General features: G+C 70.9%; 20 protein-coding genes and 3 tRNA genes. 12 read left to right on the forward strand and 11 right to left on the reverse strand.

Features of this window, described 5'->3' with window-relative positions; translation table 11 throughout:
• Nucleotides 1-111: 111 nt before the first annotated feature.
• Entirely contained in the window at nt 112-1551 is a 1440-nt protein-coding gene (locus tag ACFC0G_RS23210; RefSeq protein ID WP_376406176.1) for an FGGY family carbohydrate kinase, read from the reverse strand.
• 38 nt (nt 1552-1589) lie between these two features.
• Nucleotides 1590-1901, reverse strand: coding sequence for a YtxH domain-containing protein (locus ACFC0G_RS23215; protein ID WP_376406178.1), 312 nt, complete (start codon nt 1899-1901; stop codon nt 1590-1592).
• Nucleotides 1902-2037: 136 nt separating this feature from the next.
• Between ACFC0G_RS23215 and ACFC0G_RS23220 the strand changes: the two genes are divergently transcribed.
• From ACFC0G_RS23220 to ACFC0G_RS23230, 3 genes are all read left to right on the forward strand, one after another.
• Nucleotides 2038-2110, forward strand: a tRNA-Asn gene (locus tag ACFC0G_RS23220).
• A 5-nt stretch (nt 2111-2115) separates the two neighbouring features.
• Nucleotides 2116-2188, forward strand: a tRNA-Asn gene (locus ACFC0G_RS23225).
• A gap of 166 nt (nt 2189-2354) precedes the next feature.
• Nucleotides 2355-2428: transfer RNA gene (locus tag ACFC0G_RS23230), tRNA-Ile, on the forward strand.
• A 419-nt stretch (nt 2429-2847) separates the two neighbouring features.
• Here the strand turns inward: ACFC0G_RS23230 and ACFC0G_RS23235 are convergent.
• Nucleotides 2848-4074, reverse strand: a complete 1227-nt coding sequence (locus ACFC0G_RS23235) for a metallophosphoesterase (protein WP_056559274.1) — start codon at nt 4072-4074, stop codon at nt 2848-2850.
• 417 nt (nt 4075-4491) lie between these two features.
• On the opposite strand from ACFC0G_RS23235, the gene ACFC0G_RS23240 reads away from it, so the two are divergent.
• Nucleotides 4492-5931 carry an MFS transporter gene (locus tag ACFC0G_RS23240; RefSeq protein ID WP_056559277.1) on the forward strand — a complete coding sequence of 480 codons (1440 nt, stop codon included), beginning with the start codon at nt 4492-4494 and terminating at the stop codon, nt 5929-5931.
• A 25-nt stretch (nt 5932-5956) separates the two neighbouring features.
• Nucleotides 5957-6613, forward strand: coding sequence for a TetR/AcrR family transcriptional regulator (locus tag ACFC0G_RS23245; protein ID WP_056559280.1), 657 nt, complete (start codon nt 5957-5959; stop codon nt 6611-6613).
• A gap of 105 nt (nt 6614-6718) precedes the next feature.
• Here the strand turns inward: ACFC0G_RS23245 and ACFC0G_RS23250 are convergent, their stop codons facing one another.
• Complete coding sequence (locus ACFC0G_RS23250) at nt 6719-7843, reverse strand: agmatine deiminase family protein (RefSeq protein WP_376406181.1); 1125 nt, start codon at nt 7841-7843, stop codon at nt 6719-6721.
• 54 nt (nt 7844-7897) lie between these two features.
• Complete coding sequence (locus ACFC0G_RS23255) at nt 7898-9352, reverse strand: purine-cytosine permease family protein (protein ID WP_376406183.1); 1455 nt, start codon at nt 9350-9352, stop codon at nt 7898-7900.
• A 480-nt stretch (nt 9353-9832) separates the two neighbouring features.
• On the opposite strand from ACFC0G_RS23255, the gene ACFC0G_RS23260 reads away from it, so the two are divergent.
• The 4 genes from ACFC0G_RS23260 to ACFC0G_RS23275 all read left to right on the forward strand — a co-directional run bounded on the left by ACFC0G_RS23260 (nt 9833) and on the right by ACFC0G_RS23275 (nt 14587).
• Nucleotides 9833-10579 carry a TetR/AcrR family transcriptional regulator gene (locus tag ACFC0G_RS23260; protein WP_376406185.1) on the forward strand — a complete coding sequence of 249 codons (747 nt, stop codon included), beginning with the start codon at nt 9833-9835 and terminating at the stop codon, nt 10577-10579.
• Between the two features lie 366 nt (nt 10580-10945).
• Nucleotides 10946-11785, forward strand: coding sequence for an urease subunit gamma (ureA, locus tag ACFC0G_RS23265; RefSeq protein ID WP_376406187.1), 840 nt, complete (start codon nt 10946-10948; stop codon nt 11783-11785).
• Nucleotides 11785-13497: an urease subunit alpha gene (locus ACFC0G_RS23270; protein ID WP_376406188.1), complete on the forward strand. Its 1713-nt coding sequence runs from the start codon at nt 11785-11787 to the stop codon at nt 13495-13497. The genes ureA and ACFC0G_RS23270 overlap by 1 nt, the downstream gene beginning before the upstream one ends.
• A gap of 46 nt (nt 13498-13543) precedes the next feature.
• Complete coding sequence (locus ACFC0G_RS23275; protein WP_376406190.1) at nt 13544-14587, forward strand: agmatine/peptidylarginine deiminase; 1044 nt, start codon at nt 13544-13546, stop codon at nt 14585-14587.
• 908 nt (nt 14588-15495) lie between these two features.
• Here ACFC0G_RS23275 and ACFC0G_RS23280 read toward each other — a convergent pair.
• Nucleotides 15496-16809 (reverse strand): cation:proton antiporter, encoded by a 1314-nt coding sequence (locus tag ACFC0G_RS23280; RefSeq protein ID WP_376406192.1) that lies wholly within the window; start codon nt 16807-16809, stop codon nt 15496-15498.
• Nucleotides 16810-16990: 181 nt separating this feature from the next.
• On the opposite strand from ACFC0G_RS23280, the gene ACFC0G_RS23285 reads away from it, so the two are divergent.
• Nucleotides 16991-17956, forward strand: a complete 966-nt coding sequence (locus tag ACFC0G_RS23285) for a hypothetical protein (protein WP_376406194.1) — start codon at nt 16991-16993, stop codon at nt 17954-17956.
• Nucleotides 17957-17963: 7 nt separating this feature from the next.
• Here the strand turns inward: ACFC0G_RS23285 and ACFC0G_RS23290 are convergent, their stop codons facing one another.
• Together ACFC0G_RS23290 and ACFC0G_RS23295 are read right to left on the reverse strand one after the other, a co-directional pair.
• Nucleotides 17964-18656, reverse strand: coding sequence for a GAP family protein (locus ACFC0G_RS23290; protein ID WP_376406196.1), 693 nt, complete (start codon nt 18654-18656; stop codon nt 17964-17966).
• 151 nt (nt 18657-18807) lie between these two features.
• Nucleotides 18808-19242: an SHOCT domain-containing protein gene (locus ACFC0G_RS23295; RefSeq protein WP_376406198.1), complete on the reverse strand. Its 435-nt coding sequence runs from the start codon at nt 19240-19242 to the stop codon at nt 18808-18810.
• A 286-nt stretch (nt 19243-19528) separates the two neighbouring features.
• On the opposite strand from ACFC0G_RS23295, the gene ACFC0G_RS23300 reads away from it, so the two are divergent.
• Nucleotides 19529-20086, forward strand: coding sequence for a potassium channel family protein (locus ACFC0G_RS23300; protein WP_376406200.1), 558 nt, complete (start codon nt 19529-19531; stop codon nt 20084-20086).
• A 19-nt stretch (nt 20087-20105) separates the two neighbouring features.
• On the opposite strand, the gene ACFC0G_RS23305 is transcribed toward ACFC0G_RS23300, so the two are convergent.
• The 3 genes from ACFC0G_RS23305 to ACFC0G_RS23315 form a co-directional block, all read right to left on the reverse strand.
• Nucleotides 20106-21539 (reverse strand): DUF2252 domain-containing protein, encoded by a 1434-nt coding sequence (locus tag ACFC0G_RS23305; protein ID WP_376406202.1) that lies wholly within the window; start codon nt 21537-21539, stop codon nt 20106-20108.
• 201 nt (nt 21540-21740) lie between these two features.
• Nucleotides 21741-22067, reverse strand: a complete 327-nt coding sequence (locus ACFC0G_RS23310; RefSeq protein WP_376406204.1) for a carboxymuconolactone decarboxylase family protein — start codon at nt 22065-22067, stop codon at nt 21741-21743.
• Between the two features lie 34 nt (nt 22068-22101).
• Complete coding sequence (locus ACFC0G_RS23315) at nt 22102-22560, reverse strand: hypothetical protein (RefSeq protein ID WP_376406206.1); 459 nt, start codon at nt 22558-22560, stop codon at nt 22102-22104.
• Nucleotides 22561-23005: 445 nt separating this feature from the next.
• Here ACFC0G_RS23315 and ACFC0G_RS23320 point away from each other — a divergent pair, with 445 nt between their 5' ends.
• On the forward strand, nt 23006-24217 hold the full coding sequence (locus tag ACFC0G_RS23320; RefSeq protein WP_376406208.1) for a hypothetical protein: 1212 nt from the start codon (nt 23006-23008) through the stop codon (nt 24215-24217).
• The last annotated feature ends 10 nt before the right edge of the window (nt 24218-24227 follow it).

Here is a 24227-nt window from a genome sequence, read left to right on the forward strand (position 1 = left end):
GGACCTACTATCGCCCGCGCTCCTGTGGGAGACGACTCGGTTTTCGGGGCGCGGGCGAGCCCTGGCAAAGACTTTACGAACCGGAGGTTTGGCCCCGGCTCTCCCGACCGTCTACTGACCGAACGCACCCGGGTGGATCTGCTCCCGGGTCGCCACGTACTGCTGCCGCACGGCCTGCCCGGCCGCCAGCTCCTCGCCGGGCTCCAGGATCTGGGCGGCGGCCCCCTGCCAGGCCGGGGGAGCGGAGGGCGACAGGGTGCCCCGCGCGACCCCGAGGGCCCAGGCGGCCTGCCGGGCCGCGCCGAGCGCCGCGTAATCGGCCGGCTGGGGGACGACGACCTGCGCGCCGAAGAGCGCCGGCGCCAGGGCCTGTACGGCCGGGAGGCCGGCCGCGGCGCCGAGCAGGAAGATCCGCCGCACCTCGACCCCGCGGCCGCGCAGCACGTCCATGGCGTCGGCGAGCGCGCAGAGCATGCCCTCGAACGCGGCCCGCGCCAGGTGCTCGGGCTTCATCGACTCGCGCCGCAGCCCGCTGAGCGTGCCCGCGGCGTGCGGCAGGTTCGGGGTGCGCTCGCCCTCCAGGTAGGGCAGCAGGACGAGCCCGGAGGACCCGGGCGTCGACTTCAGGGCGAGCGCGGAAAGCTCCTCGAGCGATTCCGCTCCCAGCATCTCGGCGGTGCCGCGCAGCGCCCGCACCGCGTTGGAGGTGGGGACGACGGGCAGGTGCATGCCGGTGGCGTCGGCGAAGGAGGTGATCATGCCGCCCGGGTCGGCGAGGGCCTCGTGGTGGACGGCCATCACGGAGCCGGAGGCGCCGAGCGAGACCACCGCGTCGCCGGGACCGAGCCCGAGCCCGAGGGCGGCGGCCATCGTCTCGCCGGTGCCGGCGGAGATGAGGAGCCCCTCGGGGGTGGTGCCGGCGGCCTCGGCCGGGCCGAGGACCTCGGGCAGCACGGCCTGGTGCCCGAGCGCCAGTTCCACGAGATCGGGGCGGTACGCGCCGGTGCGGGGCGACCAGTAGCCGGTGCCGGAGGCGGCGCCGCGGTCGGTGGTGCGCCGCGCGGGCCTGCCGAGGAGCTGCCAGACCAGCCAGTCGTGCGGCTGGAGGACCGCGGCGGTCCGCTGCGCGTTCTCGGGTTCCGTACGGGCCAGCCAGCGCAGCTTGGCGACCGGCTGCCCGGAGCCCGGCACGCAGCCGACGGCCTCGGCCCACGCCTGGCGCCCGCCCAGCGACTCGACGAGGTCGGCGGCGGCGACCTGCGCCCGCTTGTCGTTGCCGACGAGCGCGGGCCGCACGAGACCGCCCTGCGCGTCGAGCGGCACGAGCCCGTGCTGCTGGGCGGAGACGCCGATGGCCTGCACGCCCTCAAGGAGCCCGCCGGTGGCGGCCTCCCCGAGCGAGAGCAGCCAGGTCTGCGGATCGACCTCGGCCGCCTTCGGTTCGCCCTGGTGAGGGGCGTATCCCTGGCGCAGTACGGCACCCGTGTCCGCGTCACAGACGACGATGCGGGTGAATCCTGCAGAGCTGTCGAGTCCGGCGACTATCCCCATGACATGTGATTCTGCCGCACGCGGGGCCCGGACGGGGATCAGGTGTTGGTGGTGCCCCAGTCGTCGTCCTCGACACGCCCGTTCCCCCGGCTGCGCTCGCGCAGCGCGTGGACCCGGTCGGTCAGCGAGGAGGGCAGCTTGTCGCCCACCGTGTCGCTCACGGCGTGCATCGCCTTGCCCGCGACCTGGCGGCCGGTCTGGGCCGCCGACTCGGCGGCGTTGCGCACGGCCGGGTTCTGCGTGAAGTCCCTGGCGGACTTCTTCATCTGCTCGTAGCGCTCGCGTCCTGCCCGCGTGCCGACCACGTAACCGAGGGCGAGACCCACGACGAACGTCAGCTTGTACCGCACGGCTGCGATCCTTCCCTGGAGGCCCTGGGGATACCGATTGGCGGAGCACCCCCCTGCTTGCGCTAATGTATGTCTCGCAGCGAGCGAGCGCCCTCCCGGTACGGCCGGACTGGGTACGTTCGGTGCAACGCAGCAATCCCCTGTAGCTCAATTGGCAGAGCAGCCGACTGTTAATCGGCAGGTTACTGGTTCGAGTCCAGTCGGGGGAGCGCGATCCCCTGTAGCTCAATTGGCAGAGCATTCGGCTGTTAACCGGAGGGTTGCTGGTTCGAGTCCAGCCGGGGGAGCGGAACGAAAGAGGACCCTTCGGGGTCCTTTTTCGCGTCCCGGGGAACCATGCGCGGCGGCCCGCGGTCTTCATGGTCAGCAGAGCCTGATCTTCCGGAGCAGGAGATCGTATGAGCGGCTATGCTGCGGCAGACGGCGCGCACACATGTACGCGCCTCACCGTTCGGGGCGGTAGCTCAGCCGGTTAGAGCAGCGGACTCATAATCCGTCGGCCGTGGGTTCGAGTCCCACCCGCCCCACCGAAGAAAAACGTTCTGACCTGCGAGAACACCCCTGAAGGGGCGCTTTCGCGTGCGGCGAACGCCTCCCATCGGTGCGGCGAAACGCGCGCCCCTGGCCTGCCTCACCGGGCCCTGACCTTCTTGACCTGGGGTTCTGGGCGGAATGTGGGTGTGAGGTCATGACGATGATCCCACGGCGATCCCACGGCCCCTGCGTGTGACACGCCGCACACTCCCGAATCTTCTGCGCCTCTGCGATGGTCGGATTCGGGAAGAGCGGATGCCAAATCGCTGGTCTCCGGTTGCCGGCGACGATCTGAGGCCACAGGGGCAGCCGGGGACGTGCCCGGTGCGTCCGTTCCCGGCCGCCGATGACGTGGGAGACGCCGAGAGCGTCGGCCGGTCATCGGCACCGACCACGTTGTCGGCGTCGCCGGTCACACGGTCGCGGGCATCGTCTTCGTCGAGGTGAAGCTGTGCGCGAGGTGCGCGGTCGACGTGGCGACGTCGACCGTGTACGCGTCGAACCCGACCGTGGTCGCCGACACCTTCATGATCATGAAGCCGCGCTGGGAGAAGTTCTGCCACCGCGCCGGGTGACTGCCGTGCTGCTGCCCGTCGCCCGCCTTGCCCGCCGCGCCGCAGACGATCTGGCGCGTGCCCCGGCTGCGGGTGTTCGGCTCCAGGATCTGCTGCGTGTGGTCGTGCCCGGAGAGGATCAGGTCGGCGCGGCCGCAGACGACCTCCTCGTACAGCTCCTTGAGGTGGATTCCGCTGGTGTAGTCGCCGGTGGTGAAGCCGTCGAACGATCCCGCGCTGCCGTGGTGACCGTTGTTGATGTACGGATGGTGACCGAGGGCGATCTTCCACGTCGCGCGCGAGGTGGTCAGCCCTTTCTCCAGCCAGGCGCGCTGCTCCCGCATGTACTGGCCGTTCCACCAGTAGTACGGGGCGACCTGGGCCGTCATCGAGGCGACCGGGTTGGTGTCCATCGCGAAGAACTCCACCAGCGGCACGGTCGGGTCCGCCCCGGACGGCAACGTGGCACCGTAATAGCGCCAGGGCATGTACCAGCGGGGCGAGGTGGCGGCGTACGCGACCTCGAAGTCCCCGCGCTCCGGCATTCCGCCGGAGCCGAGGATCAGGCCCGAGCAGTCGTGGTTGCCCAGGACCATCAGCCAGGGCACGTCGATCCCGGCGTTCGGGGTCTCGAACTTGGTCGCGAACTCCGAATCGTCGCTGCTCTCGGGGCCGTTCTCGTAGAGGTTGTCGCCGAGGCCCACGGCCAGACCTACACCCTCCGCGGCGCAGATCTTGCGGGCCGCCGCGGCCACCGCGTACTGCTCCGCGGCGCCGGTGCCGGCGTCCCCGGTGATCAGTACGCGGTACTCGCTGGCGCTGTTCGGCCCGGAGGGGAAGGGGAACTTGGCGGCTCCGGCGGTCGTCGCCCGCTCGGCGGCCTGCGCGCGGCCCGCGGCGGGCGGAAGTACGGCGAGCGCCGCCCCGGCCGCCGCGACACCCAGTACGGCGCGTCGGCTGAATCCGGCGGTGGCTGCGGGGAGTTCGGTCGGCAGCGCGGCGGCACGCGTGACGGACGGATCCAGTTTCGTCCACTGGTCGTCGGTCAGGTCGGGGCGAGGGGGAATGAGGTCCTGATCGCACATGCCGTGATTTCTAAGGGAGTTGAGCCACATGGCGGTGACGGGGCGGTGAATCACGCATGCACATGACACGTGTAACCGATCGCTTCGGAATGAGGCTCGCAGGCGGCGGAGGCATACGAGGTCGTGGCCCCCTCGATGCGCAGCAGGTCGCAGTCCCCGATCGCCCGACGCGGCCGTGCCCGGTCCTGCCGCGCTGCGGATTTCGCGGCACCCGTTCGGCTCCGGGCGAGACCCCCGGCACTCCCGCCCGACCGGCAGGGGGCACGGCTGCGCGGGGCGGCGGCGCCACGTCGCCCGCGTGCGGAGCCGTGCCGTGCCGGGCGGAACCGGATATGCGGAATCTATTCTCCGCTTCTGTTAGCCTCAGATGCGGAACTTAATCTCCGCTTACGTTGCTTTCCGCTGGAGCCCGCACCCATGCCCCGAACAAGCCCCCGCCCCCACTACAACCGGACCTTCGCCGTGCTGCTGCTCGGCGTCGGCGCGTTCTCGCTGCTGCAATCGCTGGTGGTCCCGGTCCTGCCGACCCTCACGGAGCACCTGCACACCACCCAGGACACCGCGACCTGGCTGATGACCGGCTACCTGCTGTCCGCGTCCGTGGCCACCCCGATCCTGGGCCGGATCGGGGACAAGGCAGGCAAGAAGCGGATGCTGATCGTCACGCTCGTCGCCCTCGCCGCCGGATCCGCACTGGCCGGCTTCTCCGACTCCATCGGACCGATGATCGTCGCGCGGGTCATCCAGGGCATGGGCGGCGCCGTGGTGCCGCTGGCCTTCGGCATCATCCGTGACGAGTTCCCCGCCGCGAAGGTCCGCAGCGCCGTCGGCGTCACCGCGGCCCTGACCGCGGTCGGCGCCGGGCTCGGGCTGATCCTGGCCGGGCCGATCGTGGACCACCTGGACTACCACTGGCTGTTCTGGGCCCCGATGATCCTCATCTGTGCCGCCGCCATCGCGACCTACCTGTTCGTCCCCGAGTCGCCCGTGCGCACCCCGGGACCGATCAACTGGGGTGCCGCGCTGCTGCTCTCCATCTGGCTGGTGGCCCTCCTGCTGGGCGTCAGCAAGGGGTCGACCTGGGGCTGGGGCTCGCTGCGGACCGCGGGTCTGTTCGCGACCGCCCTGTTCTTCTTCGGCTACTGGTTCCTGGTCGAGGCGCGCTCGAAGGCTCCGCTGATCGACATGGCCATGATGCGCATCCCGGCCGTGTGGACCGCCAACCTGGTCGCGCTGCTCCTCGGCATCGGGATGTACACCTCGATGACCTTCCTGCCGCAGCTGGTCCAGACGCCCGAGCGCCTAGCCGGCTACGGCTTCAGCGCGAGCGTGACCCAGTCCGGTATCTACATGCTGCCGATGACGGCCGGCATGTTCGTCCTCGGCGTGCTGGCAGGCCCTCTGGCCGCCCGCTTCGGCTCCAAGCGCGTACTGATCACCGGCAGCCTGATCACCATCGCCCCGTTCGCGATGCTGGTCGCCGGCCACGACCAGGCCTGGCAGATCTACACCGCTTCCGCCCTGATCGGCCTCGGCCTCGGCCTCGCCTTCTCCGCCATGTCCGCCATCGTCGTCGAGGCCGTCCCCCCGGCCCAGACCGGGGCCGCCAGCGGCATGAACGCCAACATCCGCACCATCGGCGGCGCCATCGGCAGCGCGATGGCGGCCAGTATCCTGTCCTCCGGGGTCACGGCCGCCCACCCGTTCCCCCAGGACTCCGGTTACACCAACACTTTCTGGTTCCTGACCGGCAGCGCCGTGCTCGCCGCCGCCGCGGCCTTCGCCATCCCGGCGGTCAAGCGCGGCCGGAGCGACCAGAGCGTGGGATCGCCCCGGCACGCCATGGCCAGCCGGTGACCGAGCGCAAGGACCCGACCCTCGCATGACCACACCCCACCGGCCCGCACCGAACCAGCCCAGGACCATGCGCCGCGACGCGGCACAGAACCGGGAGCGGCTGCTGCGGGCCGCGTGGGAGGTCTTCGCCGAACTCGGCCCCGACGCGGGCGTCGAGGTGATCGCTGCCCGCGCCGGCGTCGGCATGGGAACCCTCTACCGCCGCTTCCCCACCAAGGAAGACCTGCTCGCCGCACTCAGCGACGAGATCCTCGACTCGATCCTCGCCGCGGTCCGCCGCGCCGCCGCAGAGCCGCCCGTCGCCCGCGGCCTGGAACGGGCCCTGTGGGACACCGGCACGGTGCTGGCCGCCCACCACGGCTGGCTCACCCGCCTGTGGGCGGCCATCCCGCCCGAGGCCGACGAACGCCGCGCCGAACTCCTCTCCCTCCTCGACGGACTCCTCATCCGCGCCCAGGACGCCGGCGAGGTCCGCGAAGAGATCACCCTCAGCGACGTGTACGCCAGCCTTCTCGCGCTGCGCGTCCTGATCGACGACACCGAAGGCCGCACCCCCGACGTCTGGCGCCGCCATCTCGCCATCGTCCTCGCCGGCTTCCGCCCGGCCACCGAACCCCTGGCCCACCCCGCGACCGACGACACCCTGATCCGCGCCAACACGCCCAAGCCCCTCGCGGAGTGATGCGGCACCACACCAGGTGATCTCGACGCGTCGCGAAGGTGAAGCCCCCCACCCGACCAGCATGCGCCGCTGGCGCTGGTCGGGTGGGGGGAGTGGAGGTTTCTGTCAGCCGATGCGCGGGATCTGCTGGGTGACGCAGTGCAGTTGGCCGCCGTTCCAGGCGAGGGTGCGGGCCGATACGCCCACCACCTCGCGGTCGGGGTACAGGCTGCCGATGAGGCTCAGGGCCGTGTTGTCCTCGGGCACTCCGGCGAGCGGGACGATCACTCCTCCGTTGACGGGGTAGTGGTTGGTGTAGCTGAAGATGACGACGTTCCGGCCTGATTCGAACCATCGGGGTTGGTCGTGGATCTCGGTGAGTTCGAATCTGCGGCCGCGGGCGTCCGTGCTTGCCTGGAGCACCGCCTTGTTGGCCGCCATGCGTCGCTCGTTCGGGCTGCCGGTGCCGGGCTGGGTGAGGATCAGCAGTTTGGCCGGTCCGATGTACGAGGCGCACAGGTCGACGTGTCCGTCGGTGTCGTAGTCCCCGTCGAGGCCGTAGGGGAGCCAGATCACCTTCTGTGCTCCGTACGTGTCGAGCAGGACGTTCTCGATCTGGGCCTTGCTCATGGTGGGGTTGCGGTTGGGGTTGAGCAGGCATTCCTCGGTGACGATGAGGGTGCCTTGCCCGTCCTGGATGACCGAGCCGCCTTCCAGCACCATGTCGATCGGCTTGCGGGGGACGCCGAGGTAGTCGCAGGCACCGGTGGGCAGGTTGTCGTCGTTGCCGTAGGCGTACTTGTTGCCCCACCCGTTGAAGACGAAGTCGAGCCCGATCATCGCGGTGCGTGAGGTGTTGACGGTGAAGACCGGGCCGTTGTCCCGGGTCCAGCAGTCCCAGACGTCGTACTCGGTGACCTCAACGGTCGGCCCGCACTGTGCTCGGGCGTCGTCGGCCGTGCCGGGGTGGGCGACCATGATGACGCGTTCGAACCTGGCGATTGCCCTGGCGAGTCCGGCGATCTCGGCCTGGGCCTCGAGCATGTGCCCGCTCCAGCCGGCGCCGCCGGTCTCGTGCGGCCAGGCCATGAGGGTGCCGGCGTGCGGTTCGAACTCGCCGGGTACCGCGTAGCGTTGCGCGGCGGGCGCCGTGTCGGTCGCGGCGGCCGCGCGGCCGCCGAGCGCGACGGCCGATGCGGCCATCAGGGCGGCGGCGCCGAAGCCGCGCCTGGACATCGATGGTGTGGGCATCTGATCGATCCTCTTCCGAAGTGTGGACATGACGCGACGCGTGCTCCGTGGCCCTTACAAGTCGGCTCGCGCGGCGGCGAGTTGGGTCGCGTACAGCCGCTTGAACAACACCGCGTACAGACCCGCGCCGATGACGGGACCGACGAGTGCGGACAGGTCCGCTCCCCCGAGTGCGACGGCGAGGGGTCCCTGGAAGTCCGTGGAGTTGATGAACAGCAGCGCGGTGGTGGTGCCGAGGATCTGCGCGGTGATGCCGGCCATGTTGACGCCCCCGTGGTACCAGTAGGCACTGGTGGGGGTCTCGTTGTGCAGTCCGGGGCCGCTGTAGCGGTTGCGGCGCAGGATGAGGTCCGTGACGCTGATGGCCAGGCCGGGGCCGAGGATGGCGACGGTGATCTCGAGGATCTGGCCGAGGGCGTCGATGAAGTCGGTGACGAACAGGGCGTACGCGGCGATGGCGACGCTGGCGACGCCGTCGAGCAGGACGGCGGCCCACTGCTTGATCGGCAGGCCGACGGCCTGCAGGGCCAGGCCGGAGCTGTACATGGTGAGGATGTTGCCGGCGATCGAGCCGATGACGATGGCCGTCAGGAAGAGCGGGTAGAACCAGCCCGGCACGATCTCGCTCAGGGAGACCTGGGGGTCGGTCATGTCGACGGCGGTGCCGGCGAGGACGCCGACCGCGCCGAGCAGGACCGAGGGGATGAAGCCGCCGAGTGCGGTCCATCCGGCCACCGCGCGAGGTGAGGAGTCGGCGGGCAGGTAGCGGGAGTAGTCGGATCCGGTGCCCCAGGACAGCGGGTTGGAGGCGATGATGGTGAAGCCGAGCAGCGCCATCGCGAGCAGGTCGTCGCCCTGCGGGGCATCGACGGGCTGCTTTCCGGGCTCGGCGTCGGCGACGACGAATCCGGCGAGCACGGTCAGGGTGATGGTCAGCATCCAGGTGAATGCCGGGCTCAGGCGCAGGATGAGGGCGTGACCGAAGACGCTGACGACGATGGTGAGGATCGCCAGGACCAGGACGACGGCCCAGCGGGTCGCGGTGGTGACGGGGACGCCTAGCTGGTTGAGGAGGGCGAAGCTGGCGAGTGCGCCCATGGCGAGGTTGATGGCCCCGTACGCCACGCACACTGACCAGTTCGTGAGCACCGTCGATACGCGGTTTCCGCGGATGCCGAAGATGGCGCGGGTCTGAACGCTGGAGGGGGTGCCGGCGACCGGGCCGCTGACGGCGAGGATGCCGTTGAACACCCAGAACAGGTTGCCCAGGACGACGACGAGCAGTGCTTGCCAGGTGTTGAGCCCGAGGAGGACCAGGGTGCCGCCCAGGACGACGGACAGGTAGTTCACGTTGGCTGCGGCCCAGACGAAGAGCAGGTCGCGGGGGCGGCCGTGGCGCTCGTCGTCGGGGATGTGGTCGATGCCGCGGGTCTCGATGTGCACCGCGTCGGGAGAGGCGGGGGGCAGCGCCTGGTCGGTCGCGGTTCTGGTGGGTTCAGCGGGGGTCACGGGGTTCTCCGGTTCATACGGGTCGAACGGGCCGAGAAGCGTCGCGGTCCAGGTGGGCATTGCGGTGCTGGTGGTGCGGTCGGGCCGCACCCCGGGGGCCGGCGTGGATGTGGATGCGGGAGCTGGAGGGCGGTCGCTGCCGCGGTGTGACGTCCGTCGCCGCCGCGACGGCGCGAGGCCATGCCGGACAGGACTGCGAGGGTGAAGCGGCCGCCCAGGAAGCGGTGTGGTCGCCGCGCGGCGTGATCGGGACCGCGCAGGACGCCGCGATCGTCGCGACGGGTCTTCGATCGTCTCGACATCGCCCGCGGACATCTCGACGTCACCCGTGTCCCGTGCACGCCGCCGGGCTGAGCGTCACGCCATGGTGATTCATGAGTGTTGCCCTCCCGGCGTTCCCTGATGTTAAAGTCAGTGACAGGTGGCTGACTTTAAGGTCAGCTAGAGACCGAGGACAAGACCTGTGACAGGATCGATGCCGTGACCGAGCAGGAAACCAGGACCGACGACGTGGCACCGGACTCCGTCGGCGGCGCGCGGGAGGGCATCCTGCAGGCCGCCGTCGAGCTGATCGCCCGGGACGGCTTCGACGGCGTCCGCATCGCCGACATCGCCGCCCGCGCCGGTGTTTCCAGCGCGCTGGTGCATTACCACTTCACCGGCCGCGACCGGCTGCTGACCGGCGCGCTCGCGCACTCCCTCACCCGAGCCGAAGCCCGCCTCCCGGGCCGCACCCGACACGCCGACCGTGACACCCCGCCGCAGCGGCTGGCCGACCTCATCGACTTCGGACTCCCGCTCACCCATGACGACGTCCTCGAATGCCGTCTGTGGGCCGAGCTGGAGATCCGCTCCTCCGGATCACCCGAACTCGCGGCCACACTCACGGAGTTCCGCGCACGCATGCTGCGCCCGCTCGCCGCGGTGGTCGAAGACGGGCTGCGCTCGGGAGACTTCCGCGACTGCGACCCCACCGACGTGGCCACCGTCGCCCTCGCACTGCTCGACGGCCTCACCACCCGGCTGATCACCGAGACGGCCACATCCACGCTCGGCCTGGCCGACGCCCGCCGCCTCGCCGCCGGCCAGATCACCCTCGCCGTCCACTACGACGAGGACCTGCCCTTCCTTCCCCTGCCCGACCCTGGCACCCCATCCGTCGACCTGACGCCTCAACGCGCCACCCCCCGCCGCCGCCGCGCCCCACGCGCCCCGGCCCGCCCCTGAACGACGCCGGACACCCGGCGTTCGCCCCGCTCCTGAACGACGCCGGACCCGGCGCCCGCCCCGTCCCGAGCGCCGACGACATCGGTTCGATCCGCGAAGAGACCGGCCGCACCGGGGCGGCCGGCAGGCGTACCCTGCCGAACCCGCCCTCGGCCGCGTAGCCGACGAGGCATGCGCCGGAGTCCATCCGGCGCCCTGTGATCGCCGGCAGCCTCGACCGCGGTGACGTGCCGGAACGCGCGATGTCGCGCCGGGAAGACCCGACCCCACGAACACGCGGCGTACTTCCTTCTACCCCAACGGTGTTGACGTTTCTTCGGAACGCCGTTCGCTCTTGCCTTGACCGGCGCACCAATCGGAGGTTCCATGCGACTCACCCCGACGGAGCGCGACCGGCTGCTGATCTTCACGGCGGCCGAGCTCGCGCGTGCCCGCCGCGCCCGCGGCCTGCGGCTCAACGTCCCCGAAGCCCACGCGCTGATCGCCGACACCGTCTGCGAGGCGGCCCGCGACGGCAAGCGCCTCGTCGAGGCCATCGACCTCGCACGCAGCGTGCTCGGCCCCGACGACGTGCTGCCCGGGGTCGTCGACATCGTCGGCGACATCCAGGTCGAGGCGGTCTTCGACGACGCCACCCGGCTCGCCGTCGTCACCGACCCGTTCCGGTCCGCCGAAGAAGCGGGTGCGCCGCCCGCCCCGACCGACCGCGCCTGCCACACCGGCGGTTCGCGTACCGGCGGCTACGCCGCACCACAGCCCGACGAGGCCGGACCCGGCTCACTGGGTGACGAGGCGCCCGGTGCGGTGCTGATCGGGGACGCCCCGAACGATCCGTTCGCCGACGCCGACGTGGTGACCGTCGACGTGCGCAACACCGCCGAGGTGCCGGTCAGCGTCACCTCGCACTTCCACTTCTTCGAAGCCAACCCCCGGCTGCTGTTCGACCGTTCGGCCGCCTACGGGCGTCGCGCCGCGATCCCGGCCGGCGCCACGGTGCGCTTCGACGCGGGCGCGACGGTCTCGGTCGGCCTGGTCCCGATCGGCGGGACGCGCATCGCGATCGGCTTCGCCGGACTGGTCGACGGGCCGTTGGACGCGCCCGGCACGAAGAGCGAGGCACTGCGCCGCGCGCACGCCTGCGGCTACCTCGACACCGGCACCGACGTGCCGGCAGAGCCCCGGATCTACAAGGAAGGTGCGGTCTGATGACTGCCGCGACCGGGGGATTCCTCGATCCCCGCGACTACGCCTCGACGTACGGCCCGCGCGCCGGCGACCGCATCCGGCTCGGCGACTCCGGGCTGATCATCGAGATCGAGTCGGACGCGCAACAGCACGGCGAGGAGTTCCTGGCCGGGTTCGGCAAGACCGCACGCGACGGGCTGCACTTGAAGGCGGAGACCGTCCGCGAGACGTGCGACGTCGTGATCAGCAACGTCGTCGTCATCGACGCCGTGCAGGGCATCCGCAAAATATCCATCGGCATCCGCGAAGGCCGCATCGCCTCGATCGGCCGGGCCGGAAACCCCGACACGCTCGACGGCGTGGACGTGGTGGTCGGCACCGGCACGACGATCGTCTCCGGCGAGGGCCTGATCGCCACCGCGGGCGCCATCGACACGCATGTCCACCTGATGAGCCCGCGGATCATGGAGGCGTCGCTCGCCGCGGGCGTGACGACGATCGTCGGGCAGGAGTTCGGGCCCGTGTGGGGCGTCGGCGTCAACTCGCCATGGGCGCTGCGGCACGCCTTCTCCGCGTTCGACGCGTGGCCGGTCAACATCGCCTTCCTGGCCCGCGGTTCATCCTCCGACCGCGGCCCGCTCGACGAGGCGCTCATCGAGGGCGGCGCATCCGGCTTCAAGGTCCACGAGGACATGGGCGCACACGCGAGGGCACTGGACACCGCGCTCCGCGTCGCCGAGGACCACGACGTGCAAGTGGCCCTGCACACCGACGGGTTGAACGAATGCCTGTCGGTAGAGGACACCCTCGCGGTGCTCGAAGGCCGCACCATCCACGCGTACCACATCGAGGGCTGCGGTGGCGGGCACGTACCCAACGTCATGCGCATGGCCGGGGTCGCGAACGTCATCGGCTCGTCGACGAACCCGACGCTGCCGTTCGGACGCGACGCGCTCGCCGAGCACTTCGGCATGATCGTGTCCGCGCACGACCTCAAGCCGGACCTGCCCGGCGACGCCGCGATGGCGCGTGACCGCATCCGGGCCGGGACGATGGGCGCCGAGGATGTACTGCACGACCTCGGCGTCATCCCCATCACGTCGTCCGACGCCCAGGGCATGGGCCGCGCGGGCGAGACCGTCCGCCGTACATTCGCCATGGCAGGCAAGATGAAGGCCGAACTCGGGCCCCTGGCAGGCGACCCCGCCGACGGACGGCACGACAACGCCCGAGTACTGCGCTACATCGCCAAGCTCACCATCAACCCGGCGATCGCGCACGGACTCTCGCACGAGGTCGGGTCGATCGAGCCCGGCAAGATGGCCGACCTCGTGCTGTGGCGGCCGGACCACTTCGGAGCCAAGCCGGAGCTCGTCCTCAAGGCCGGGTTCCCCGCGTACGGCGTCGTCGGCGACCCCAACGCCTCCACCGACACATGTGAACCACTGGTACTCGGACCGCAGTTCGGCGCACACGGCGGAGCCCCGGCGGAACTGTCGGTCGCGTTCACCAGCCAGGCAGCCGCCGAGACCGGCGGCGACCTGATGCCCACCAAGCGGCGCCGCGTCGGAGTGCGCGGCACGCGCGGGATCGGGCCCGCGGCGATGCACTTCAACAACCGCACCGCCGAGGTCCGGGTCGCCGCCGACACCGGGATGGTCACCCTCGACGGCGACCCGGTCATGTCGGAGCCGGCCGACTCGGTCTCCCTCAACCGCCTGTACTTCCTCTGACCCACCACCCCCACCCTCCCCGAGCACCGGACAAGGAACTCCCGACATGACGAACACCCCGGCCGCAGAAGGCTTCTCGATGCCCGCCGAGTGGGTCGAGCACGAACGGACCTGGATGGCGTGGCCCACGTCCAACGCGACATTCGACGGCCCTGACCACGACCTGCACCACGCCCGCGTCGCCTGGGGCAAGGTCGCCGAGACCATAGCCCGCTACGAACCGGTCACCATGATCGCCAACGTCGGCGAGGCCGACAGCATCGCGCCGTACGTCGACAGGCCGCTCACCGTCGTCGAACGCCCGCTCGACGACGCCTGGATCCGCGACAGCGGCCCGACCTTCCTCACCGACGGCGCGGGCAACCTGGCCGCCGCGGACTGGATCTTCAACGGCTGGGGCGCCCAGGACTGGGCCACGTGGGAACGCGACCAGCACACCGCCGAGCAGGTCATCGACCTGTCCGGCGCCAAGCGCTACGCGTCGCGCATGGTCAACGAGGGTGGCGGCATCCACGTCGACGGTGAGGGCACCGTCATGATCACCGAGACCGTGCAGCTCGACAAGGGGCGCAACCCCGGCTGGACCAAGGACGAGGTGGAGGCCGAACTGCGCGCGTACCTCGGCATCGAGAAGGTCATCTGGCTGCCGCGTGGCCTCACCCGCGACTACGACGTCAACGGGACCCGCGGACACGTCGACATCATCGCCTCCTTCGCCCGCCCCGGTGTGGTCCTGTGCCACACCCAGCCCGACCCGGCTCACCCGGACCACGAGGTCGGCAAGGAGAACCTCAAGCTGCTGCGCGCCGCCACCGACGCGCGGGGGCGCGCCCTCGAGGTCGTCGAGATCCCCGCGCCGACCGTACTGGAGGACGACGGCCACGGCTGGGTCGACTACAGCTACATCAACCACTACGTCGCCAACGGCGCGGTCGTGCTGTGCGGCTTCGACGACCCGCGCGACGAGGAGAACGCCGCGACCTTCGCGAAGCTCTTCCCCGGCCGCAAGATCGAACTCGTCGACGCCCGCGAGATCTTCGCGAACGGCGGCGGCATCCACTGCATCACGCAGCAGCAGCCGCGCGTCTGACGGCACGCGCGCGAGTGTCGAACTTCCCCCCATCTCCCGCGGGAGCTTCCACTCGTGCGAAGCGTGATCGCGGGGAGCACCCGCGATCCACTGCTCGGCAAAGCAGCGTTCGCGGTGTGCTCGGCCTGCCCATCACACCGCGAGCGCGGCCCCCGCTCCGGGGCTGGCCGGCGAGGGCGATTCGATGTCGGCGGCCGCCCGCAGGACCGGCCCGCCTGTCCGACCGGACAGCGGAGGTCTTCATGCCGCCCACCCGCCGGCCGGGAGCCGCAGCCCCGTACGGGCCTGAGGCGGGGGCTGTGACTGTACGGCCTCCGGCCCGGTCGCGCCGCAGCCGGCGGCGGGTATGAGGACGTCCTCACCATCGACGTGTTGGACGCCCGAGCCCACAGACTCGGCACTACGCGCCGTAACTGCACGCAGGGTGTGAACGTAGGCCAGGGCGTGGGGAGCCCATGGCAACCTGCGCAGTGATGAGGGGATGCTGATGGGTAGAGGTTTCCCCAAGCTTCTCGGGTGCGACAGGGCGCCGGGACGCAGAGGAAGCGGTGCAGCGAACGCTGCACGGTCCCTCGATCGAGCAGGATCGAGGGGGATGCAGCCGGATGGAAACGGATAGATATGTCCGGCTCTTTTGCATCGTCGCAGGTGAGACGCGTCACTGAAATGGGTTCGAGTCCCACCCGCCCCACCATCGCTTGGTGCAGAAGAATCGATCTGACCAGGCACTTTCCCTGGTCGGACGAGTCCGGCCGCGCTTGTGCGGGGCCTTCGCCCTCGCGTCCCCCATTGTTCGGACAGCGCGCGTGGACGCGAGCGGTCCGACACGCCCAAGTCACCCGGATGCCGCGAGGCCGCCCCCGACCGGCCCCTCTGTGAGCCACCCCACACCATCCGGCGCCGGGGCCTTACTTCTCCGGTGGGTGTGAGCGGCCGAGTCTGCGGCGGACGGGGGTTGCGGTGACGGGGGTGCCTTCGCGCAGGTCGGGAGTGGTGGCCGCGGCCTTCTCGTGCCAGCGGCCGTACCGCTCGGCGAGCGAGACCGCCGAGACGCCGTGCAGGAGGACGCTGAGGCCGACGGTGATCGCGACCACGTTCCCCAGCAGCTCCACCCCCGGGACGTGTTCCTCCACCACGAGCAGCGCCAGGACCACGGAGGCCAGACCGCGTGGCCCGAACCAGGCGATGTACGCCACGGTGGGCAGCCGCAGACCGCTCCCGGCGAGCGAGAGAGCCACGGGCAGCATCCTGATCACGGTGAGGCTGAGGACGGCGTACACGACGATCCGCCAGCTCAGGTGCTCCAGCGCGGGGCCGAGCAGGACCGCCCCGAAGACGAGGAGGCTGATCGAGGCCAGCAGCTCGCCGAGGTTCTCGGTGAACTCGGCCGTATGGTCGGGGCGCTCCTCGTCGCCGCCGGCCGGGTGCCTGCGCAGGGCGAACCCGCAGGCGAAGCCGGCGACCCACGCGGCGATGAAGCCGCTGCCCTCCGTCACCACGGCGAGTTCGTACGCCCCGGCCGCGACGGCCGGCAGATAGACGTGCCGCCACTCCCGCGTGACCCATCCCCTGGCCCGGGACCACTGCAGCAGCCGGCCACCGGCCCACCCGACCAGCAGACCCAGGACGGTGCTCAGCACCAGGGCCCGCCAGAAGACGCCGGCCACGCCCTCCGACGCGTAGTGCGTGCCCGGGATGGCCGCCAGGAACAGGAGGAAGAAGGGCAGCACCATGCCGTCGTTCAGGCCGCTCTCGACATTCAGTCCGTGACGGACGAGCGCCGGAACCCGGGGGTGGGTGATGGCGGTCTTCCCGAGGGCGGCGTCGGTCGGGGCGAGGACGGCGCCGACGAGCGCGAGCTCCCACAGGGTGAGCCCCGGCAGCAGAGGCCAGGCGAGCAGCCAGCCGGCCCCGATGGTCAGCGGAAGCCCGATGCCGAGCAGCCGCCCGGGGAGGAAGCCACCGGTCCGGAGGTCCCGTCTGCGGATCGTCATGGCATCGGTGAAGAGCAGCAGCGCCAGGGTGACTTCGAGGAGCGCGATGATCGGCGCGGCGTCGTGCGTCAGGTCGACGATGTCCAGCACCGCCGGCCCGATAAGGACGCCCGCACCGACGAACACCATCGCCGACGAGACCGGCGTCGTGGAAAGCCGCCGCGAACCCAGCGCGTACGCGGCTGTGACAGCGGCCACCGCCGCACCGGTCCAAGCACCACTGCTCATGTGCTCCTTCTACAGCTCGGTGAACCGCTGCCTGCCGACCTCGCCGGGGGACACGCCGGACGGCGTCCTGGGCCCTCGTTCGTTAGGCTTGCGGGCAGGCGTTCTCTCCGTTCTCTCCGTCGGAAGTAGGCCACCGCCGGGGCGCCGAGAAGTTTCGGTCACCCCGGGACTGGAGCGGCGTATGCCCTTTCGTCCAGCGCCCGGTCTGACGCGTGCGGGTCTCGCGGCCGTGTTCGTGGTGGCGTTGGCCGCCGCTCCCGGCCCTCCCGCGCAGGCGTTCACCGGGGGCAACCACGAGAGCATCACGCGGGCGGCCCTGCCCTGGGAGCCGGTCACGCTCTCCGCGATGGCGGATGCCCGCGACGGGGCTGTCAACGCCAATGACCATGGTGGGTACTTCCTCGTCGGGCCCCTGCACTGCGACAACGCCGACTACCTCGCCCCCCGCTACGCCCGGGACTACCCCCGCAGCCGGGACGAGGCCACCACCGAGCTCCTCGCCTGTGTCCGTACCTCCGTCGTTCGTTTCCGGAACGCGGTCCGGGCCGCCGACGGGCTCGTCGATGCCCGCGGTGCTGTCCGGGCGGAGCAGAGTGATCTTTCCTCGGCCTGTGTGTGGGACGAGACCCCCGACCGCGCCAAGTGCGACGTGCTCGAACAGCTCGGCCGCGGCTGGCACCAGCTCCAGGACTTCTACGCGCACTCGAACTGGTCCGACCGGGCCGCCCCAGGTCCCGTCGGCCCGGACAACCCGCCCGGACTGGCCCGTGACGGTGTCGCCCCCTTCCTCGACATTCGGCGCTACAGCACCATGGAGGATGCCGACTGGACCCGGGAGGCGCGGGCCCTCGTCCCCGCCGACCTCGCCACCGGCTGCTACTCCGACATCGACTCCACCGGCGTCAAGGACGGCGACTGCGCCGGCCGTGTCACGCACAACCGCGACCTGAACAAGGACACCGCCGCATCCCGCCGCTCCAAGACCGGCGACAACTTCGACCGCGCCGTTTCCGGGGCCACCGCAGAGACCACCCGCCAGTGGAACGACTTCACCGCCGCACTGCGCACGACCTATCCGGACGACCGGCGCGGCGAACAGATGATCTGCGCACTCGTCCACGACGAGCCGGCTTCGAGCTGTCCTTGAGTCCGAGTCATCCGGTCAGCTGGTACAGGCTCCTGCCGACCAGCCACAGTCCGAGCACCAGGCAGATCAGGACGATCGCCGGGTCCTTGTGGCGTTCCAGCCACCCCCGGAGCCTCACCAGGCTGAGGTGGGCCTTCTCGGGCGCGAACACCATGTACAGCTCCATGGCCAGCAGTCCGGCCGTGGACAGGACGCAGAAGCCGAGGAGCGCCACGAAGGACTGGACGTGGGAGAGGTCGGCCTTCACGACGGTGGCGGCCGCGGCGCTGACCATGCCCCAGGGCTGGAGGAGGACGGCGAGTCCGGCCGCGGACCATCCGGTGGCCTGGTCCATCCGGGACGTCAGCGACCGGCCCGATCCTTTGGGCCTCCCTTTGTCGGGGACCCCCTCGTCCGAAGCCGCCGCGGCGGGGCGGCGGCTTTTACGGCGCCTGTGCTCGCTGTAGACGATCAGGCCCACACCGATCACCAGCGTCGCCGCGAGCGCCGCGATCGAGGGCGGAGAGCGGGGTGCCGGCGGTTGCCCGCCGGTGAAGAGCAGCACCATGGCGATCACGGCCACGAGGCAGGCGAGCCAGGCGAGGATGAAGGCCAGGCCCTTGTAGACCCCGCGGGGCGCCGACACGACCAGGACGAAGGCCATCACCGGCAGCGGGTAGAGCGCGATGGCCAGGCCGATGAGGAACAGGTCGAGGATCACGGGCACGCACCCCGGACTCGGTCAGGTCGCGAGGATTCCGGTCGCGCGGAGTCGGGTCGCGCGGAGTCGGGTCGCGCGGAGTCGGCTCGCGAGGGGGCGCATGGCGTCAGCTCGCGAGGCGTCAGGTCGCGCGGAGTCGGCTCGCGAGGCGTCAGCTCGCGAGGACCTTCGCCTTGGCCTGTGCGAACTCGGCTTCCGTGATCGCGCCGCGGTCCTTGAGCTCCGCGAGCCTCGCCAGTTCCTCCGCGTGGCCGCCGCCGGTTCCGCCGGTTCCGCCGGTCCCGGCGGTCTCGCGTACGTACGAGGCGAACTGCTCCTCGTTCTGGCGGACCCGCTTCAACTCGCGTTCGCCCATGCCCCGCCCGCGGGCGATGAGGTAGATGAACACGCCCAGGAAGGGCAGCAGGATCACGAGGACGGTCCATCCCGCCTTGCCCCAGCCGCCCAGGTCGTCGTCGCGGAAGATGTCGCCGATGATGCGGAACAGCAGCATGAACCAGAGGACCCAGAGGAAGATCATCAGCATGGTCCAGAACATGTTCAGCAGCGGGTAGTCCACTGCCAGGGTCACCATCGAGTCCTTCATGGTCGAGCTCCTGCCCAGTCGTGACGGCCGCGGCTGCCCTTTCGGAAGCCGCGATCCGGCGTGACGATCTGCTTCCAGAGTGCGCCGAGGCCGAGTTCGCCGCACCCGGACGGGACCCGGCCGAGGCCGGGTCACCCGCTTGGCGGAGCACCGGCTCCGCCGGCCCGGTGACCTCCTGGTGCGCCTGCCGCCCGCCGCGGGGATCGCCTGGGACAGTGACCGCCCTCGGGCAGGGGAGCGGCACGGTCAGGGCGTTCCGTGCGAACGATGAGGGAAACGGGGAAACGTGGACGGGAATCCGACGATCCGCCGGTCGGCCGTACTCACCGCGGTGCGTGCGCTTCTGACGGTGGCGGCCGTTCTGGCCGCCTACTACCTGTTGCCGCTGGATTCGGCCTTCACCGCGGGCACCGTGGTGGTGCTCGTCGTCGGCGTCTTGCTGGTGGGGGTGCTCCTGGCCTGGCAGGTGCACACGATCCTGCGTTCCGCGCGCCCGGGGCTCCGGGCCGTCGCGGCGGTGGCGGCGGCGCTGCCCTTCTTCGTCGTGCTGTTCGCCGCCACCTACTTCCTGCTGGAGCGCAGCACACCCGAGAGCTTCAGCGAAGCGATGTCCCGGACCGACGCCCTCTACTTCACGATGACCGTGTTCAGCACGGTCGGGTTCGGCGACATCACGCCGCGCACCGAACTCGCCCGGCTGCTGACCACGGGACAGATGACGGCCAATTTCCTGCTGATCGGCGTGGCGGCCCGCTTCCTGCTGCGGGCGGTCGAGGAGGGCCGGCGCCTGCGGGGCCTCGGGGGGACGGGCGGCGAGCACGGCGGGCCGCCCACCGCGCCGTGACCCCGTCCGCCCCTCCGGTTCAGGACTCGGGCAGCTCCTCCGCGGGCAGCCGGCCCGCGTGTACGGCGTCGACCAGGGCCTGGTGGTCGCGCTCGTTCTGGTCGGCGTAGGACTCCGCGAACGTGGCGATGGCCCGGTCGAACGAGGTGCCGCTGCCCAGGTACGAGGCGATCGCGATCCGGTCGCCGGACCGCGCGTGCGCACGCGCCAGCGTGACCCCGCACACGTCGCCGAACGCCTCCATGCCCCGGGGGACCATCTGCTCCGGCACCGCGATGCCCTTCCAGTCGCGCAACTGGCGGATGTAGAAGTCGCGCCGCTTGCCGTCGATCCCGTCGACGCGCTCCCAGCCGAGGAAGATGTCGCTGGTGGCCTGCATCAAGCGCTGGCCGGAGACGACGCGCTCGCCCTGGTTGCGGTACGCGCTCGCGCCGACGTGCGCGGCCAGCACGGAGTCGTCCGCCTCCTTGGCCTGGAGGAAGAGCGGGTCCTGGTCGTCCCGGCCGAGGAGCAGGAAGATCCAGCAGCGGGTGCCGACGCTGCCGACGCCGACCACCTTGCGGGCGACGTCCGCCAGCCGGTAGTCCGCCAGGAGGGTGCGCCGATCGGACTGGAGGGTGCCGGCGTACCGGTCGATCAGGCTGCGGAACTGGCGTTCGAGGGCCGTGCGTTCGACGTCGGGCAGCAGGTCGCCGACCGGAACGAGCAGCGGGGGATCCGCCGCGATCACGGGCCGGCCGTCGACCGTCTCGGTGAGCTTGTCGAAGGCCTGGAGGCTGTCGCGGGTGCGGGCCTTCGCCATGGCGCGGGCCAGTTGCTTCTGTCCCCGCTTGTGCAGCCGGTCCGTGGCCAGGGCCTCCAGGCGGTCCGCGTCGATCTTCGCGTACCAGACGTCGATGTCGCGCATGTCCGCGAGGCGGATCATCGCCTCGCGGTAGGAACGGACCGTGCGCCGGACGATGCGTTCGCGCTCGGCCTCGTCGAAGCCGTTGGCCCGGGCGGCGATCACGAAGCTCGCCGACAGCCGTTTGACGTCCCACTCCCAGGGGCCCGGAAGCGTCTCGTCGAAGTCGTTGATGTCGAACATCAACTGCCGCTCCGGTGAGGCGAGGAGGCGGAAGTTCAGCATGTGCGCGTCCCCGCACAGCTGGGCGTGGAGCCCGGAGCGGGGGGTGTCGGCCAGGTCGGAGGCCATGATCGCGGCGGCGCCGCGGTAGAAGCGGAACGGGGACTCCGTCATCCGGGCGTACCGGATCGGGACGAGCTCCTGGACCCGTGTCGCCGACTGTCCCTCCAGGATCGTCAGCGGGTCGGTCCTGTCGGCGGCCGGCCGGTACTCGGCGTGGCTCGACCGCGGCGCGCGGCGTCGGGCTTCCTTGCCGAGCGCCGCACGCTCCTCCGGCGTGGCGTGGCGAGCCGCGCGCATTGCCGCCGTGGTCGTGTTCCGGGGCATGGAGCCCTCCTGCCCGGCCCTTTACAGGCCGTTGGAATGCCCGGCACGGGGGTCAAAGGCGACCGGAGGTGGCTTTCTGGCCTTCCCTGGCCTTCCCTGGCCTTCTCCGGTGTGGGCCGCGCCGGGCATCGATGTCGGGTGGGGGGGTGGGGGAGTGAGGGGTTGGGGGGAGGAGTTGGGTTGGGAGGGGAGGGGGGCTTCTCAGCCCTCGGCCTCGATCTCGGCGTCCGCGACGGCGATGGCGATGCCGAGTGCCGCGGAGATGTTGCCGGCTGCCGTCATGACGCGAGCGGTGCCCACGATCGGTGCGATGGCGACCAGGACGTCCTGCAGCTGCTCGGCGGTCATGCCGGTCTCGATGGCGAGTTCGATGTGGGCCGCGTAGGAGATCGGTGGGGCGTCCGAGGCGGCGAGAGCCGCGATCCGCGCGATCATGAGCATGTCCGGAGCCAGGCCGCACCGCTCGATCGAGTCGACCGTCATGGCGGCGAGCGTGTCCAGGACTGGGGTTTCCGATGCGGTGGACATCTCGTAGGTCCTTCTGTGGGTGGGGTCGGGACCGTCATTCGGTGCTGTGCGTCCAGCTGGTGCACAGTGCCCAGATGACGAACACGTCGATCGCCAGGATGGTGAGCGCCCACCACGGCTGGTACGGCAGCCAGAGGAAGTTGGCGATCGCGCTGAGGCTGGCCAGGACGATGCCCGTCGCCCTCGCCCAGTTCGCGCCCATGAAGAGGCCTACCGCGGTCAGGACGACGATGATCCCGAGTACGAGGTGGATCCATCCCCAGGCCGTCAGGTCGAACTCGAAGACGTAGTTCCCGACGCGGGCGTACACGTCGTCCTTGGCGATGGCCGTGATGCCCTGGAGGATGCCCAGGACGCCCGACAGGGACAGCAGTACCGCGGCGAACACGGTGCCCCCGCCGGCGACGCCGCCGCCGTCCCCGGACCGGTGCGCGTTCCCTGGCGCGGCGCCGGTGTTCTTCCACTGGCCTCCGGCCGGTGTTTGCTGGCTCATAGAAGTCACCTCGCAGCTTGCGGTGCGTTGCGGGGCATCCCTTCGGCCTTGATCTGCTGGTGCCTCCCCGGGATGTCGGGCCAAGGTGCCTCCCTTCGAGTATCACGGTCGCCGGGTCGGCGTGCTCGACGGCGGCGTGACCGCCCCTGCCCGAGGCGGGCGGGCGACGCGGTGGAGTAACCCGGAGTGCGGGTCTCGCTACGACGAGTACCTAATGGGGGGCAGGTGTTTTCTCCCCAGCCGCCACGGGAGTGTCATGAGTACGCCGCCCGAGCCGCCCCAACCGCCCGAGCCGCCCGAGCAGCCACGGCCGCCCCAGCCTCCGCCGCCGCCCGAGCCTCCGCCGCCGTCCCAGCCGCCACCGCCGCCAGGGCCGCCCGACTCCGCTCCTCCCGCTCCGCCACCGCCACCGGGCCGGAAGGGCTCGCTCGCCGGACGGATCGCGATGAGCACCGTCTCGGCCGTACTGATCACGCTCACCTGCATCCTCGTTCCGGTGTCCCTGATCACCGTCTGGGTGCACGACATCGTGCTCGACAACGGCCGGTACGTGTCGACGGTCGCCCCGCTCGCGTCGGATCCGGCGATCGAGGCGGCGGCCGTCAAGCGGATCGCCGAGGCCGCCGACGCCAAGGTCGACGGCGCGCAGGTCACGTCCGACATCGCGGCCTGGCTGGAGTCCCAGGGGCTGCCGCCCCGGGTCGGCGACGCGATCAAGTCGCTGGGCCCGCAGCTGGATTCGGCGGTCGACCAGGCCGTCACCAAGCTGGCGACCCGCTTCGTCGAGAGCGACCGGTTCGAGACCGTCTGGACCGAGGCCAACCGCGTCGCCCACACGGCCGTGGTGCACGCGCTGACCGGCGAGGGCCGCGGCTCCGTGGAGGTCAGCGGCGGCACGGTCACCCTCGACGTGGGAGCCGCCGTCGAGCAGGTCAAGAAGGACCTCGTGGACGCCGGGCTCTCCCCGGCGGCGAAGATCCCCGAGGTCAACAAGCAGATGGTGCTCTTCCAGTCCGACAAGCTGGAGAAGATCAGGGACGGGGTCCATCTGCTCGACGTCGTCGGCAACTGGCTGCCCATTCTCACGGTGGTGCTCGGCGCGATCGGGGTGGTGCTCGCCCGGCGCCGTCGCCGCGCCCTGGTGACCACGACCCTCGGCGCCGCCGCGGCCTGTCTGGTGCTCGCCATCGGCCTGGTGATCGCCCGCCGCTACTACCTCGACCATCTGCCCGAGCAGGTGCAGTCACCGGCCGCGGCCGCGGCGATCTTCGACACGCTGGTGCGCTTCCTGCGGGTCAGCATCCGCACCGCGCTCGTCCTCGGGGTCCTGGTGGCGCTCGGCGCCTACCTGTCCGGTACGGGCCGCCTGCCGCGCGCCGTGCGCGGCTTCGCCGACCGCACGGCCGACTCCGCCGCGCGCTGGGGTGCGGCCCACGGCGTGCACACCGGGAAGGTGGGCACCTGGGTGGACACCTACCGCCGGTGGCTCACCATCGGGGTGCTGCTCGTCCTGGCGCTGATCTTCGCCTTCTGGAACCACCCGACGGTGCTCACCGTGCTGTTGATGGTGCTCATCCTGCTCGTCGTCCTCGCCGTGCTGGCGCTGCTCGCCGCGACTGGACGCGAGCGTCGCGACGAGGCGGTCCCCAAGGGGTGAGCCGGCTCCG

Source organism: Streptomyces sp. NPDC056169, assembly GCF_042268445.1.
GTDB lineage: Bacteria > Actinomycetota > Actinomycetes > Streptomycetales > Streptomycetaceae > Streptomyces.